The organism is Streptomyces yaizuensis (assembly GCF_034961445.1).
GTDB lineage: Bacteria > Actinomycetota > Actinomycetes > Streptomycetales > Streptomycetaceae > Streptomyces > Streptomyces yaizuensis.
In genome coordinates, this window is record NZ_BSBI01000009.1 from 348,365 (window position 1) to 363,509 (window position 15,145).

The window sequence follows — 15,145 nt, forward strand, 5'->3', positions numbered from 1 at the left end:
AGGTCTCCCGGGGTGCTTCCGGCGGTTTCCCGGCGGCGCGTGGCAACGATCCCGAGGTGGGGGCAGAGCAGCACGATGGCACAGGGCCCGGTCCAGGTGACCCACACCGGCGCATCGCGATGGCGGCGGCGCACCGGCGAGTACGCGTCCCTCGCGGCCGCGCTGGAGGCGGCGGCCGACGGTGACGTGCTCACCGTGGCCCCGGGGACGTACCGCGAGAATCTGGTGATCGACCGCGCGGTCACCCTGCGCGGCGAGGACTCCTCGCTGGTGCCGGTGCGGATCGCGCCCGTCGACGGCGTACCGCTGACCGTGCGCGCCACCGCGATCGTCCAGGGGCTCCACATCGAGGGCCAGGACACCACGGCGCCCGCGCTGCTGATCGAGGACGGCACCCCCGAGCTGACCGGTCTGCGGATCTCGACCCGCTCCGCCGCCGGTCTCGAAGTGCGCGGCGCCGCGCGGCCCACGGTGCGCCGCTGCGTCGTCGACAACCCCGCCGGGACCGGGATCGCCGTGGTGGACGGCGCGGGCGGGGTGTTCGAGGAGTGCGAGGTGGTGTCGGCGGGTCAGGCGGGCGTCTCCGTGCGCGGCGGCGGTCACCCCCGGCTGGACCGCTGCCGGATCCACCACACCTCGGGCGCGGGTCTCGCGGTCACCGGCGACGGCAGCGTGCTGGAGGCCGTCGGCTGCGAGGTGTACGAGGTGAAGGGCGCGGGGGTGCAGATAGCGGCGCGCGCGTCGGCGCATCTGACGGACTCGGTCGTGCACCGCACCTCCGCCGACGGGGTCACCCTGGACACCGACGCGGTGCTGACGCTCTCCGACTGCGACATCCACGACGTCCCGGAGAACGCGATCGACCTGCGCTCCCGTTCGGTGCTGACGCTGACCCGCTCCACGGTGAGCCGCTTCGGACGCAACGGTCTGTCGGTGTGGGACCCGGGCACCCGGGTGGACGCCCACCAGTGCGGCATACAGGAGAGCACCGGCGACTATCCGGCGGTGTGGATCAGCGACGGCGCGACCGCCGTCCTGGAGGGGTGCCGGGTGCGGGACGTCCCGGACGCCCTGTTCGTGCTCGACCGGGGCTCCCGGGTGGATGTCGTGGACAGCGATCTGAGCCAGATCCGCAACACGGCGGTGTCGGTGAGCGACGGCGCCACCGCCCAGCTCGACGACTGCCGGATCAAGGAAGCGTCCACCGGGGCGTGGTTCCGCGACCACGGCAGCGGCGGGACGCTGACCGACTGCTCCATCGACGGCGCGCAGACCGGTGTCATCGTCACCAAGGGCGCCGATCCGGTGGTGGAGCGGTGCACCGTCACGGCGCCCGCCGAGGCGGGGTTCTATGTGTCGGCGGACGGCCGGGGCACCTTCCACGGCTGCCGGGTCCTGGACAGCGGCGGCTACGGCTTCCATGTGATGGACGGCTGTCGTACGACGCTGAGCCGCTGCCGCACCGAGCGCTGCGCGCGCGGTGGTTACGAGTTCGCGGAGCCCGCGCTGGTGACGGTGGAGAACTGCGGCGGCGACGAGAGCGCGGTGCGGGCCACCGCGGGGCGGCCGCCGCTGGAGCCGCTGCCCCCGGACCCGGGCGGCGCGGCGCACACCGCCGATCTCCTGGGAGTGCTGGGGGCGCTCGGCGCGGTGTCCCCGGGCAGCCGGGACAGCCTGGACACCCGGCACCCCTGGGACCTGGCCGTACCGGCCGTGCTCCCGGCGCCGGCGCCGGTGCCGGCCGGGGGCGCCCCCCGGGCCGTACCGCCGCCGCCCGGGCCCCGGCGCTCCTCGGAGGCGGTCCTGGGCGAACTGGACGCGCTCGTGGGCCTGGAGAGCGTCAAGCGCGAGGTGCGCTCCCTGATCAACATGATCGAGGTGGGCCGGCGGCGTCAGGAGGCCGGTCTGAAGGCGGCGTCGGTCCGCCGCCATCTCGTCTTCACCGGCTCCCCCGGCACCGGCAAGACGACCGTGGCCCGGCTGTACGGGGAGATCCTGGCCGCGCTGGAGGTGCTGGAGCGGGGCCATCTGGTGGAGGTCTCCCGGGTGGACCTCGTGGGCGAGCACATCGGCTCGACGGCGCTGCGGACCCAGGACGCGTTCGACCGGGCGCGCGGCGGGGTCCTCTTCATCGACGAGGCGTACGCCCTCTCCCCCGAGGACTCCGGGCGGGACTTCGGCAAGGAGGCCATCGACACCCTGGTGAAGCTGATGGAGGACCACCGCGACGCCGTGGTGGTGATCGTCGCCGGGTACACGGCGGAGATGGAGCGGTTCCTGTCGGTGAATCCGGGAGTGGCCTCGCGGTTCTCCCGGACGATCACCTTCCAGGACTATCAGGCGGATGAACTCCTCAGGATCGTGGAGCAGCAGGCGCAGGAGCACGAGTACCGGCTGACGGACGGCACCGGCGAGGCGCTGCTCAAGTACTTCACCGCGCTGCCCAAGGGCCCGGCCTTCGGCAACGGGCGCACGGCGCGTCAGACGTTCGAGTCGATGGTGGAGCGGCACGCGGGCCGCGTCGCCGGGCTGACGGACGCGGACACCGACGATCTGTCCCTGCTCTACCCGGAGGACCTGCCCGAGCTGCCGGAGGCACCCGGGCTGCCCGGGCCGCTCTGACCGTCCGCACCGCTGTGACCGTACGCACCACCCCGGGCAGGCGTGTCCGGCGGCGGTCCGGCCTGCCGGGGGACGGCCGGGTTCAGCCGGTCCAGCAGGCCCCGGCGTTCCCGGGCGAAGGCCGGGTCGGCCTGGTAGTCGCCGTGGCCGAGGAGCGGTTCGGGCAGCGGATGGCCGGGGGTCCGCCCGTACACCACCGGGTCGCTGAGCGCGGCCCGGTCGACGGGGTGCTCCCCCGGTCCGGCGGTGACCAGCACGGGACCCCCTATGGGGTCGGTGTGCCGCCACAGGTTGCGCCAGCAGTCGACCTCGTCGCGCAGCTGGTCGAGGGCGGTGGGGCCGAAGTAGGCGGGGAACCAGCGGCCGTAGAGCCGCTCCAGCGGTGAGCCATAGGTGAGCAGCGCGATCCGGCGGCGGGTGGCGGCGGGCAGCTGCCAGACGGCGGACGCGGCCAGCACACTGCCCTGGGAGTGGCCGGAGATGACGAGCCGTCCGCCGGTGCGCGCGGTCCAGGTGGCCATCCGCCAGGTGAGGTCGGGGACGGCGCGCTCGGCGTAGCAGGGCGGGGCGAACGGGTGCGCGGCGCGGGGCCAGTACGTGCCGACGTCCCACAGGATGCCGATGGTGCGGCGGGCGGCGGGGTCCTGGTAGGCGCGGCGGCCCAGGGTGACGAAGAGGACGAAGACGACACCGACCAGCCAGGAGCCGCCGAACTGGGCGGCCTTCGCGAGATCCTCGTCGAGTCCGGTGTCGCCGAACGCCTCGGCGGGTACCTTGCCGCTCGCCCAGGAGCCGGCGAGCGCGAGTGCGCCGAGCAGCAGCGTGGCGGCCGCGACCAGCCCCACCAGCCAGGGGGCGTCGTCGGTGAGGGCGGCGCGCGCCCGGGTGCGGGCGATGGAGCGGGTACGGACCTGGTCGGGCCGCCAGACCCCGGTGCCGGGGCGGGGCGCCTCGGCCCGCTCGTAGTCCTGTTCGATCGCGGGGGCGAGCCGGCGGGCGGCGATCCGGGTCCGTACGCCGAGGACGGCGAGGGGGACGAGGAGCGCGAGGAGCAGGACCGGGATGGTGGACGCCTGCCAGCTGAGCAGGGTCGGCGTGCCGGGGATGACACCGCTGCCGGCGCCGGGGAAACCGGGGCCGCCGAGCCAGTCGGAGACCCGCTGCGCGATGCCGGCGGCCATCACGGAGCCGATGGCGCAGGCGAGTACGGCGACGGCGGGCCCGCCCAGGCCGTGGAGGACGGAGCGGTCGGCGGGCGCGTGCCGCCGGAGCAGCCGGGCGGTGACGGCGAGGGCGACGGCCAGCACCCCCTGGGCGAGGGTGATGATCTGGAAGGTGGCCTCGTCGGAGAGGGTGCCGGCGGAGGTCCAGCCGGGCCGCGACCAGGAGGCGTAGAGCAGGGAGAGCCCGAGGAGGGCGAGTGCGCCGCCGGGCAGGAAGCCGACGACGGCCCGGTCGATCCGGGCGTCGAACCGCCGCTCCTTGCGGCCCCGGCGGACGACGACCACGACGACGGCCGCGCCGGCGGCGGCGAGGGCCGCGACGAGGACCCGGCCGGAGAGGTCGAGGAGGGTGCTGTCGCCGTGGTAGTCGTAGTGGGCAGTCGCCCCGGTGACGGCGGCGGCGATCGTGAGGAACCCGGCGGCGGTGTGGGCGGCGCGCAGCCGGGCGACGTGGCGCCGTCCGTACCAGAAGCCGGGCCTGCCGAGCACGGGCCGGGTGACGGGTGCGTCGGGTGCTTCCGCCGGGGCACCGGTGGGTTCGTGGGCAGCGGCGTGAGCGGGTTCGTGGGCAGGGTCGTGGGCGGGGTCGTGGGCGGGGTCGTGGGCGGGCTCTTCCTCCGCGCCGGTCTCGCCGTCGGGGACGTCCGCGCCGATGGGCGGCCGCTGGGACTCGTAGGCGGCCCAGGTGCGGTTGGAGAGGTACCACAGGAGTGCCACCAGGGCGACGGGCACCAGGGACGCGAGCGCGAGCCGGCGGCCGGGCTGGGACCACCAGCCGCCGCCGGGCCCGGCGAAGTGGCCGAGCCAGCCCCGCTCGTCGGCGCACGCGGCGGTGCCCGCGCACTGCCAGGCCAGCAGGTCGAGCGCGACCTCGCAGGCGGCGGCGGTCATCAGCACCGTCAGGCTGAGCGCGATCAGCCGCACCAGCACCCCGTACAGCCGGGTGGTCCCGACCCGGCCCCGGGCGCGCGGGCGCATCCAGTGGGCCAGGTTGACGATCATGAAGGGGAGCAGCAGCAGCCACAGGGCGCGGGCGCTGTTGCCGGAGGTGAGGTTGGCCCAGCAGTACGCCTCCGGGACGGGTTCGGTGCCGCGCGCGGGGTCGTGTTCGGCGTGCTCGTCCTCGGGGCGCCGGAAGACGGCGGCCTTCGCGTCGCCGGTGATGCGGACGGTCCGGGGGTCGCGCAGTATCTCCTCCGGGGTGGCTCCGCCGACGCCGTGGACGAGGAGTTCGAGGGCGGGCCCGCCGGGCCGGTGCCCGGGGGGCCCGGCGGGCGGGCGCCGGGGCGGTGGCGGGGACGGGGGTTCTGTCGCGGGCGGCACGTGTCGTCTCTCGTTCTCTCTCTCGGCGGGACGGGGTCGGGTCGGCGGAATCAGCGGTGCGGTTCAGGTGGGCGGAATTGGCGGTTCGGGTCGGCGGGATCGGCGGCGGGGCGTCGCGCGGGACGGTCCGCCGGGTGCGCGGGCGCCTTCGGCCCGCCGTGGCGTCGAGCGCGTTCGGTACGACAGGTGTAGCGGAAGCGGGGCGCCGGGTCACCGGGGTTCGCCGGAGTGGCGTGACGCGCGGACGGGTGGGCGCGTGCGCGGGTGGGTACAGGAGCGGGTCGGTGCGCGGACGGGTGCCGGTACGTGACTCCGGTACGGGAAAGGGGTGCCGCGTGGCCATGTGGCCGGATCTGCCCCGCCCGGCCCCGCCGGGGCTGCGCGGGTCCCGGTGGCCCGGGGGCGTGGCAGGATGTGACGCCTGTGCCCCCGCACGACGTCCGGGACCGGCGCGGGACCCTGAACCGGCACGGCCCGGACCGGGCCCCGGCTCCAGGCCCGGACCCGGACACGGCCCTGGGGCCGGTGGACGAAGACAGAACGGAAGGACCGGCTCCGGCGGTGACCGACCATCAGAACCTCCTCGCGGAGCAGCGGCGCGCGCTCATTCTCGACGAGGTGCGCAGACGCGGCGGAGTCCGGGTCAACGAACTGACGCGCAGGCTCCATGTGTCCGACATGACCGTACGGCGGGATCTGGACGCGCTGGCCCGTCAGGGCGTCGTGGAGAAGGTCCACGGCGGCGCGGTGCCGGTGACCGAGGCGAGCACCCACGAGCCCGGCTTCGAGGCGAAGTCGGCGCTGGAGCTGAGCGCCAAGGAGGACATCGCCCGGGAGGCGGCGCGGTTCGCGGTCCCCGGCAGCGCGGTGGCCCTGTCCGGGGGTACGACGACGTACGCGCTCGCCCATCAGCTGCTGGACGTCCCGGACCTGACCGTGGTGACCAACTCGGTACGGGTCGCCGACGTCTTCCACGCGGCGCAGCGCCCCGGGGCGGCGGGTGCGCCCCGGCCGGGCGCGGCCACCGTGGTGCTGACCGGCGGGGTGCGCACGCCGTCGGACTCGCTGGTGGGCCCGGTCGCGGACCAGGCGATCCGTACGCTCCACTTCGATGTCCTCTTCCTGGGGGTGCACGGGATCTCGGTGGAGGCGGGGCTGTCCACGCCGAATCTGGCGGAGGCGGAGACCAACCGGCGTTTCGTCCGGTCCGCCCGGCGGGTCGTGGTCGTCGCGGACCACACCAAATGGGGAACGGTGGGACTGAGTTCCTTCGCCCGGCTGGACGAGGTCGACACGCTGGTGACGGACGCGGGGCTGTCGGCCGCGGCCCGGGAGGAGATCGCCGAGCAGCTGCCGGGTCTGGTGGTGGCGGGCCCGCACACCGGGCACTCCGGGCCTGCCGGGTGAACCGGGCGAGCCGGGTGGGCCGGTGACCGTCTTCCGGCTGACCCGCGCCGTACCGCTGCCCGCGGCCGAGAGCTGGCGGCGGGTCACCGACTGGCGGGCGCACGCGGACGGGATGCCGCTGACGTCGCTCGCGTCGGTGACGGCCGGTCCCGTGCGCCCCGGAACGGTCCTCACGGTCCGCTCCGCGCTGGGACCGTTCCGCGTGGACGACCCGATGGAGGTCGTGCGCTGGGAGCCGCCGGACGGCGCGGCGGCGGGCCGCTGCCGGCTGGAGAAGCGGGGACAGGCCGTCACCGGCTGGGCGGAGATCGAGGTGCGCGCGGCCGGTGCGGGCTCGGTGGTGGTGTGGACCGAGGATCTGCGGATCGGTCCGCTGCCCCGGCTGCTCGACCCGCTGACCGCCCGGGTGGGCCGGCGGGTCTTCGGCCGGGCGCTGGACGGGCTGCTGCGGGACTGACCCGGGACCGACCCGTCGTCCGGCCGGGGCCACGCCCGGGCCGCAGGCATCCCCGGTCAGCGCCGGTCAGGCCCCGGGCCACACCCCGGTGGTGAGGAAGGCGTCCAGCTCCCGGGCGTACGGACCGATGTCCAGGCCCTGCTCCGCCAGCCAGCCGTCGGAGTAGTACTTGTCGAGATAGCGGTCGCCGGGGTCGCAGAAGAGGGTGACCACGCTGCCCCGCTCCCCCGCCGCCAGCATCTCCGCGACGATCCGCAGCGCGCTCCACAGCCCGGTGCCGGTGGAGCCGCCCGCCTTGCGGCCGATGGCGGTGTCGAGCGCGCGGACGGCGGCGACGCTGGCCGCGTCCGGCACCTTCATCATCCGGTCGATGGCGCCGGGGAGGAAGCTGGGTTCCATCCGGGGGCGGCCGATGCCCTCGATGCGCGAGCCGCGGTCGCTGGTGGCGTCCGGGTCGTCCCGGGTCCAGCCGTCGAAGAAGCAGGAGTTCTCCGGGTCGGGCACGCAGATCCGGGTGTCGTACTGCATGTAGTGCACATAGCGGGCGATGGTCGCCGAGGTGCCGCCGGTGCCCGCCGTGGCGACGACCCAGGCCGGCTCCGGGTACCGCTCACGCCGCAGCTGCTGGTAGACGGATTCGGCGATGTTGTTGTTGCCGCGCCAGTCGGTGGCCCGCTCGGCATAGGTGAACTGGTCCATGTAATGGCCACCGGTACGGGCCGCCAGCGCCGCCGACTCCTCGTACATCGTGCGCGGATCGTCCACGAAGTGACATCGGCCGCCGTGGAATTCGATCAGCCGGATCTTCTCCGGGCTGGTGGTCCGGGGCATCACCGCCACGAACGGAACGCCGATCAGCTTGGCGAAGTACGCCTCGGAGACGGCCGTCGAACCGCTGGACGCCTCGATCACGGGCCGGCCGGGGCGCACCCACCCGTTGCACAGGCCGTAGAGGAAGAGCGAACGGGCCAGCCGGTGCTTGAGGCTGCCCGTGGGATGGGTGGACTCGTCCTTGAGATAGAGATCGATGCCCCACTCCTCGGGCAGCGGGAACTTCAGCAGATGGGTGTCGGCGGAGCGGTTGGCGTCGGCCTGGACCCGGCGGACGGCCTCCTTCAGCCAGCTCCGGTACTCCGGGTCGCTGCGGTCGGCGTCCAGGGTCGCCAGGGGGGCCGCGGGCTCCCCCGGGGCCGCCGCGGCCTCGTCCCCCGCCTGCCGTGCGTCGCTGTCCATGCCCTGACCTCCGCCGTGCCGTGCTCTGCCGTACCCACATGCCGTTGTCGTGCGCGGCCGCCTGACCGGTCGTTGCCGTTCCGCTTTCCGCAGGGCCACAGTAAGCCTGTCATCTGCACAAATGTTCACTTGGGGAATCCATAGGGGGCACTTGTGGTTGAGTGCGACCGGCTGCTTCCGCCCCTCTGGCGCCCACCGGAGGAGTTGGGCAGACTGCCACCAGACACACGCACATGACGGGGCATGAAGGGGGCGCAGTGACCATGGCGATGGCCGAGCCCGAGTTCAGGGCCACAGGGGTGCGGATCGAGCGGTGGCCGCGCTCGCTCACCAAGGCCGGGCAGGTCCTGATCAAGGACGGCAAGCTGGAACTGCTGACGAGCTACGGCCGGGTGATCGACAGCGCGCCGGTCCGCGCCGTACGGGCGGGCAGGGCCTGGTTCACCGACGAGTCCAGCACCGCGCTCACGGTCAACGGCAAGCGGTACCGGCTGACCCTGGGGCAGCGCAACGACCGGACGGATCCGGAAGTGCTGACGGGCCGTTTCCTGAAGGCGGTCCACGGCGCCGGAGCGGTCGAGGACTGAGCCCCCCGACCCCCCGGACCTGGACCGCGCCGCCCGGCCAGGGCCGGCGGTGCCCGATCGGGCGCTCCCGTGCGGGGCGCCGAGTTGCGGGACATGACGCACTGGGCCACGCTGATGATGTATCACTCAGGGTGCACCGGCGGTCACGGAGAGATGCCGGTCCGATCGTCCCCGCGGAGGTTCGACACCGCGACCGCACCGGACCCCGTGTCGAGCCCCCGCCGGAAAAGACTCAGCAGTCGGTGATTGCTGGATCCGTTCTTCGTCTTCTTCCGGACCTCTTTCGGGGAGTCGCAGCCGTGATCAGCCAATCGAGCAAGCACTGTACGGTGGAGCTCCAGGCCCTGCCGTCGCGGATCGGCCAGGTCCGCAGAATCATCTCGGCCCAGCTGCGCCACTGGCGCCTCGATCCGCTGATCGACCCGGCGGCCCTGGGCGTCACCGAGCTGCTGACCAACGTTCACCGGCACGCCGGTCCCGACAAGATGTGCGTCGTGGACATGGAGCTGTTCCCGGGGCGGCTGACGGTCTCGGTGCACGACCACGACCCCCGCATCCCGGCGCTGTCGCAGCCGCCCGGGGGCGACCCGCTGGCCACCTCCGGCCGGGGTCTGTCGCTGATAGCGGCCGTCAGCGAGACCTGGGGCGTGGAGCCGGTCGGCGACTCCGGCAAGACCGTCTGGTTCACGCTCGCCGCACCACCGCAAACACCGGACACCGCACAGCCGCAGACACCTGAGACCGCACCACCGCGGACACGGGACACCGAGCCGCCGCGGACACCGGACACCGGGCCGCCGGCGGACGCGCACCACCACCCGGCGCTGACCGGCTGAGCCCGGCGGCGGTACGGGACACGGGGTACGGGGTACGGGGTACGGGGTACGGGGTACGGGGTACCGGACGCGGGGTACGGGGTCAGTCGCGCGGCGGATAGGCGCGGGCCAGCCTGCGGTGCACCCGGCTCTCGTGGACGAGCCGGCCCACCAGCGCGCCCCCGTAGACCACCACCCCGACACCCACCAGCCAGGACTGGAGCACCAGCACCGTCCCGAACGGCCCGTAGGTGACCGCGTTCGACGCGATCAGCGGCGAGAACACGAACTGGGAGAAGACCCGCAGCCCCAGCAGGCACAGGGCGGTCACCACCGCGCCCGGCAGCAGGGCGCTCCAGCGGACCCGGCCGCCCAGCAGCAGGCGCTGCGCCACCCAGAAGAAGAGGCACGTACCGGTCAGATCGGCGAGCGCGGCGCCGGCACCGGCCGACCCCGAGGGGGCCGGGGTGTTGACGAACAGGAGCAGCGCGAGAACGAGCAGCGCGAGGAAGACGACATGGCGCCACATCGTGTGCCAGCGCGCGGTGGGCAGGTCCCAGACCTTCTCGTACCCCGTCTGCACGGCGCCCCCGAAGGTCAGGCCGAAGGCGGCGAGGGCGGCGAGACCGAGGGCCGTGGTGCGCTGGAGCGCGGTGCCGGGGGTGCCGAAGAGGCGTTCGACCTCCCCCTGGGAGACGGCGGAGATGCCGAGGGCCTGGCTCAGCCAGCGGGTGAACCCCTGGCCGCTGGTCGGATCCGCCGCCGCGACCACGACGAGCAGCGGCACCAGGGTGAGGAACCCGAGCGCGGCGAAGCCCATGGCGCGGTGCAGCAGCTCCATCTCCCGGCCCCGGTTCCAGGCGAGGCCTGCGGGCGAGGCGAGGAGTCTCGTGTACAGGCGCAGGAACCGGTGTGCGGCGGTGCCGCGCGCGGGAGGGTGCGCGCCGGGGGGCGTGGCGGCGGTCATGGAGCGTCGCTACCCGTTCACCGCCGCCGGGGTGTCCGGGGGTGAGCCGGACGGGTGCACCGCGGCCCGCTGATGCCCGTACCGGCGTACGCGGGTGGGGGCCGGTCCCTTGCTGGTGCGGCCCGGGGTGCGGGCCGGGGCAGGTCTCAGCCCAGTGCGGCCAGCGGGTCGTCGAGGACCGGCTGCCAGGCCAGCTCGGCGGCGCCGACCAGGCTGTTGTGGTCGAGCGCACTGGGCAGGACCGGCACACCGCCGCCCCGGCCCCACAGGCTGCGGTCGGCGACCACCGCGCGCAGCCGCTCCGGCTCGGCGGCCAGGAGTTCGCGGTGGAGTCCGCCGAGGACGATCCGGTCCGGGTTGAGGATGTTGACGAGGCCGGCCAGTCCGAGTCCGAGCCGGTCGGCCAGTTCCTCCGCCGCCGCGCGCACGGACGGGTCGCCGTACTCCGAACGGAGCAGTTCCCGGGACTGGTGGAGCAGCGAGCCCTCGGGCCCGGGCGCCCGGCCGGCCGCCGTCAGGAAGGCGAGCGGGTCGGTCTCGACATCCAGGCAGCCGCGGCTGCCGCAGTGGCAGGGCCGGCCGTCGGGGGTGACGGTGAGATGGCCGACCTCCAGGGCGAGGCCCGAGCTGCCGGTGTGCAGCCGACCGTCGAGCACCAGCGCGCCGCCGACGCCCCGGTGGCCGGTGGCGACGCAGAGCAGATGCCGGGCGCCCCGGCCCGCGCCGTGCCGGTGCTCGGCGAGGGCGGCGAGATTGACGTCGTTCCCGGTGAACGCGGGTCCGGTGATCCCCGCCGCCCGTACCCGCTCCGCGAACACGGAGCGGACGGGCGCGCCCGGGGTCCAGGGGATGTGCAGCGGATTGAGCGCGGTGCCGTCCGGTTCGGCGACGGCGGACGGCACGGCGAGGCCCGCGCCCACACAGCGCCGTCCGCTCCCGGCGAGCAGGGCGGCCCCGGCGTCGACCACCGCGCCCAGGACCTGGGCGGGGTCGGCGGTGAGGACGAGGGCGCCGGGCGCGGTGGCGACCGTACGGCCGCCGAGGCCCACCAGGGCGGCGCGGAAGCCGTCGGCGTGGACCTGCGCGGCGAGGACGACGGGGCCCGACTCGTCCACGGAGAGCCGGTGCGAGGGCCGGCCCTGCGAACCGGCCGGGGCGGCGGGGCGCGAGTCCACCCGGATCAGACCGAGCGCCTCCAGTTCGGCCGCGACGGCGCCGGCGGTGGCACGGGTGACGCCGAGTTCGGCGGTGAGCACGGCCCGGGTGGGGGCGCGGCCCGTGTGCACCAGCTCCAGCGCGGGGCCGAGGGCGCTCCGACCTCGTTCGAGCCGTGCCCTGGTGCCTGTCCCCTTGCCACTCATGGGGGCGAGTCTCCCACGAGCGGGACGGCGTTCCCCGCCCGGTCCGACCCCCGGTACGGCGCCCGGTCCGGGGGCAGGCCCGGGGTCGGTTCCGGGCCGCGCCGGCGGGGCGGGGCGCGGCGCGCGCGGAACCGCTTGCCCAACGGCCCCCGCCGCCAGGAGACTTCGGGGATGCGATCACCACGTACGGCAGCCCGGCCGGCACCGGCACCCCATGCGGCACCGCACTCGCCCGCCGACCGGGACGCCATCACCGTCGAGATCGGTTACGCCCTGCTGACGGGGGCCGTCCTCGCCGGCCTCGCCTTCGCGGCGGTGAGCACGGCGGCCGCGCTGCTGCCGCTGCCCGGCGCGGTGGCGGGGGCGCTGTCGTACGGCGGCGGCGTGGCCTCGGTGGGGATCTTCCTGGTACGTGTGGTGCTGGTGCTGCACCGCTTCGGCCGCGAACCCGCCCGGCCGGGGCTCCGCGACCGGCTGCGGGTGCGACGGGCGGGACGGGCGGGACGGTAGTCCGGGCGGCCACGGCCGGGCCGGTTCGGGTCGGGTCTGGCCGGGGTGCTCAGGCGAGGGCGACCGTGCTGCGGCCGTGCAGACCGGCCTCCCGGCCCAGCCGGGCGACGGCCTGGCCGAAGAACGCGTCCCGGTCCTCGACCACCCGGTTGAACTGGCCGAACAGCTCGAACGAGATCAGCCCGAAGAGCTGTGACCAAGCCGCCACCAGCGCCACGACCACACCGGGCGGCAGATCGGGGGCGAGCTGCGCCGTCAGCCGGTGCGCCTCGGGACGCAGTTGCTCGTCCAGCGCGGGTACGGAGAGGGCCCGCGCGCGGTGCGCGTCACGGGCGACGGCGATCAGCGCGCTCCCGACCCGCGCGGCGGGGGCGACCGTGTCCTGGGGAGCCGTGTAGCCGGGCACCGGCGAGCCGTAGATCAGCTCGTACTCGTGCGGGTGGGCGAGGGCCCACGCCCGCACGGCACGGCCGACCCGGACCCAGCGCAACAGGGGAATGTCCAGACCGACGGTCCCCGGGGGCGGCGGCTCGGCGAGCGCGGCCTCGGCGGCGGCGCCGATCTTGTCGTACGCGTCGACGATCAGGGCGGTCAGCAGGTCGTCGCGGCTGGGGAAGTAGCGGTAGAGGGCCGAGGAGACCATGCCCAGCTCACGGGCGACCGCACGCAGCGAGAGCTTCGCGGCCCCTTCCGCCGCGAGCTGCCGGCGGGCCTCGTCCTTGATGGCGGCGGTGACTTCAACACGGGCTCGGGCCCGAGCCCCCTTGATCGTGGTCATGAGAGCAGTCTTCCACGTTTCAGAGCAGTGACCAATAACGAGAGCGGTGATCTGGGAGGGGCCCGCACCCTCTCCCCGTCCGGGGGTCCCGCACCCTCTCCCCGTCCGGGGGTCCCGCACCCTCCTTCCCCGTCCGGGTCCACGCCCTGTCTGCCCGTGTCGGAACGGGGGACCCGCACCCTTCTCCCCGTCCGGGGTCCCGCTCTGCCTGACCCGCGTCGGTACGGGTTCCCGCACCCCTCTTTCCCCCCGCCTGGGGTACCGGCCCGCCTCCGCTGACTCCGTGGGCGGGGGTGCAGGGTCGCCCCCGCAGGGGATCGGCGGACCTACCGGCCCAGTGGGACAGCCGCTTCGCGCTCGCCGACCCCGAGGAGGTGAGCCCGGAGGCCCCGCCAACCCGCACCACACCCGGGCCGGGCCGGGCCGACCCGCACAAAACCCAGCCTCGCCAACGTTGACCCGCACAAATCCAGCCTCGCCGGCGATTGAGGCGCGGGGGCCTCGGGGGCTGGCCCCCGACGACCACCCGAGCAATTCCAGCCCGTCCGGCGCTTGAGGACGGACCAGCACCCTGCCCCGCCGCACAGGCGAAACACCCCGCAGTGTGCGGGCCCGTGTCGGGGACCAGTCCCCGAACCCCTGCGCCTCAATCGCCGGCGAGGCTGAGTTTTGCTTGGGTGGTCCCGGGACCGGGTGTGGTGCGGGTTGGCGGGGGCCTCCGGGCTCACCTCCTCGGGGTCGGCGGACCGAAGGCCCACGGTCAGCGCGAGCAGGACTTACCGCCGATCCCCTGCGGGGGCGACCCTGCACCCCCCACCCACACAGCGGAGACGGCCGACCGGTACCCCGAGCCGGGGGAAAGAAGGGTGCGGGACCCCGTACCGACACGGGTCAGGCAGGGCGAGGCCCCGGACAAGCGCAAGGAATCCGTACCGACACGGGCCCCGCAGCACGAAGCCCGCGTCGTACAGGTCCGGGCGCCAGTCAAGCCGCGCTTGAGGCTCGCTGAACCCGGGAGGGGGTGGACTGGCACCTGCCGGTCGGATCGGGGCACGCTCGCACAGGGGCGGAACACCCCACCCAAAAGTGAGCGCCGCACATTTTCGAGAGCACTGCTCTTGATTTGGTGCGCCGATCCAGTGCACACTGATCTCAAGCGAGAGCAGTGCTCTCGAAAATCGTCGGACCATCCCCGGGAGCCCGCCATGTCACAGCAGTTGCACTACATCAAGCCCAACCGTGTCGACGCCGTGATGAACGGTGCCATCGGCTGGCTCGCCCGCAAGGGTGTCAGCCTGCTGGGCACGGCCGAGCTGTCGGTGAAGGGGCGCACCAGCGGGGAGTGGCGGAGCATTCCGGTCAACCCGCTGCCGTACGAGGGCGGCCCGTATCTGATCTCCGCCCGGGGGCACTCCCACTGGGTGCGCAACCTTCGGGCCGCCGGTGGCGGGCGGCTGCGCGTGGGGCGTCGGACGCAGTACTTCACCGCCGTGGAGCTGCCGGACGAGGAGAAGCCGGCCCTGCTCCGTACCTATCTGGAGCGCTGGGGCTGGGAGGTCGGGCGCTTCTTCGGCGACGTGAGCGCCAAGTCGACCGACGAGGAACTGCTCGCGGCCGCGCACCGGCACCCGGTGTTCCGGATCACCATCGGTGGGTGACGCGGACGGCCGGCCCGACCGCCCCGGACGGGGACGGTCCCGACCTGCCGATCACCATGACCGGAGCAGGCCAGGCCCCCGCACGGGGAGCGGCCCACACGACGCCCGCGTCCCGCCGCACGACCCGCCCCCGCGCGCACGGCCCCGCCGTCGCCGCCCCGGGCGGGCGCGCCCCCTACCGCGCCGCCCGTACCGCGCCGTGAC

General features: G+C 74.6%; 13 protein-coding genes. 8 read left to right on the forward strand and 5 right to left on the reverse strand.

Annotation, left to right across the window (positions count from 1 at the left end):
- Positions 1-75 precede the first annotated feature (75 nt).
- On the forward strand, positions 76-2,622 hold the full coding sequence (locus tag SYYSPA8_RS22580; RefSeq protein ID WP_323449084.1) for a right-handed parallel beta-helix repeat-containing protein: 2,547 nt from the start codon (positions 76-78) through the stop codon (positions 2,620-2,622).
- On the opposite strand, the gene SYYSPA8_RS22585 is transcribed toward SYYSPA8_RS22580, so the two are convergent.
- On the reverse strand, positions 2,565-5,168 hold the full coding sequence (locus SYYSPA8_RS22585) for a hypothetical protein (protein ID WP_323449085.1): 2,604 nt from the start codon (positions 5,166-5,168) through the stop codon (positions 2,565-2,567). The genes SYYSPA8_RS22580 and SYYSPA8_RS22585 overlap by 58 nt on opposite strands.
- Before the next feature lie 561 nt (positions 5,169-5,729).
- Here SYYSPA8_RS22585 and SYYSPA8_RS22590 point away from each other — a divergent pair.
- Positions 5,730-6,575, forward strand: coding sequence for a DeoR/GlpR family DNA-binding transcription regulator (locus SYYSPA8_RS22590; protein WP_323449086.1), 846 nt, complete (start codon positions 5,730-5,732; stop codon positions 6,573-6,575).
- Between the two features lie 22 nt (positions 6,576-6,597).
- On the forward strand, positions 6,598-7,032 hold the full coding sequence (locus SYYSPA8_RS22595) for an SRPBCC family protein (protein ID WP_323449087.1): 435 nt from the start codon (positions 6,598-6,600) through the stop codon (positions 7,030-7,032).
- Positions 7,033-7,098: 66 nt separating this feature from the next.
- On the opposite strand, the gene SYYSPA8_RS22600 is transcribed toward SYYSPA8_RS22595, so the two are convergent.
- Positions 7,099-8,265 carry a PLP-dependent cysteine synthase family protein gene (locus SYYSPA8_RS22600; RefSeq protein WP_323449088.1) on the reverse strand — a complete coding sequence of 389 codons (1,167 nt, stop codon included), beginning with the start codon at positions 8,263-8,265 and terminating at the stop codon, positions 7,099-7,101.
- A gap of 263 nt (positions 8,266-8,528) precedes the next feature.
- Here SYYSPA8_RS22600 and SYYSPA8_RS22605 point away from each other — a divergent pair, with 263 nt between their 5' ends.
- Positions 8,529-8,852, forward strand: coding sequence for a hypothetical protein (locus SYYSPA8_RS22605; RefSeq protein WP_323449122.1), 324 nt, complete (start codon positions 8,529-8,531; stop codon positions 8,850-8,852).
- Positions 8,853-9,151: 299 nt separating this feature from the next.
- Positions 9,152-9,688 (forward strand): ATP-binding protein, encoded by a 537-nt coding sequence (locus SYYSPA8_RS22610; RefSeq protein WP_323449089.1) that lies wholly within the window; start codon positions 9,152-9,154, stop codon positions 9,686-9,688.
- 82 nt (positions 9,689-9,770) lie between these two features.
- On the opposite strand, the gene SYYSPA8_RS22615 is transcribed toward SYYSPA8_RS22610, so the two are convergent.
- Both SYYSPA8_RS22615 and SYYSPA8_RS22620 read right to left on the reverse strand, forming a co-directional pair.
- Positions 9,771-10,634, reverse strand: a complete 864-nt coding sequence (locus SYYSPA8_RS22615) for a YhjD/YihY/BrkB family envelope integrity protein (protein ID WP_323449090.1) — start codon at positions 10,632-10,634, stop codon at positions 9,771-9,773.
- A gap of 146 nt (positions 10,635-10,780) precedes the next feature.
- A complete protein-coding gene (locus tag SYYSPA8_RS22620; protein ID WP_323449091.1) occupies positions 10,781-11,995 on the reverse strand; it encodes an ROK family protein in 1,215 nt (404 codons plus the stop codon).
- 171 nt (positions 11,996-12,166) lie between these two features.
- On the opposite strand from SYYSPA8_RS22620, the gene SYYSPA8_RS22625 reads away from it, so the two are divergent.
- Positions 12,167-12,505: a DUF6332 family protein gene (locus SYYSPA8_RS22625; RefSeq protein WP_323449092.1), complete on the forward strand. Its 339-nt coding sequence runs from the start codon at positions 12,167-12,169 to the stop codon at positions 12,503-12,505.
- Between the two features lie 49 nt (positions 12,506-12,554).
- On the opposite strand, the gene SYYSPA8_RS22630 is transcribed toward SYYSPA8_RS22625, so the two are convergent.
- The gene (locus tag SYYSPA8_RS22630) at positions 12,555-13,283 is read right to left on the reverse strand and encodes a TetR/AcrR family transcriptional regulator (RefSeq protein WP_323449093.1); all 729 of its coding nucleotides are present in this window, start codon (positions 13,281-13,283) and stop codon (positions 12,555-12,557) included.
- A gap of 1,205 nt (positions 13,284-14,488) precedes the next feature.
- On the opposite strand from SYYSPA8_RS22630, the gene SYYSPA8_RS22635 reads away from it, so the two are divergent.
- Positions 14,489-14,941 carry a nitroreductase family deazaflavin-dependent oxidoreductase gene (locus SYYSPA8_RS22635; RefSeq protein WP_323449094.1) on the forward strand — a complete coding sequence of 151 codons (453 nt, stop codon included), beginning with the start codon at positions 14,489-14,491 and terminating at the stop codon, positions 14,939-14,941.
- Positions 14,938-15,144 carry a hypothetical protein gene (locus SYYSPA8_RS22640; RefSeq protein WP_323449095.1) on the forward strand — a complete coding sequence of 69 codons (207 nt, stop codon included), beginning with the start codon at positions 14,938-14,940 and terminating at the stop codon, positions 15,142-15,144. The genes SYYSPA8_RS22635 and SYYSPA8_RS22640 overlap by 4 nt, the downstream gene beginning before the upstream one ends.
- Position 15,145: the final 1 nt, after the last annotated feature.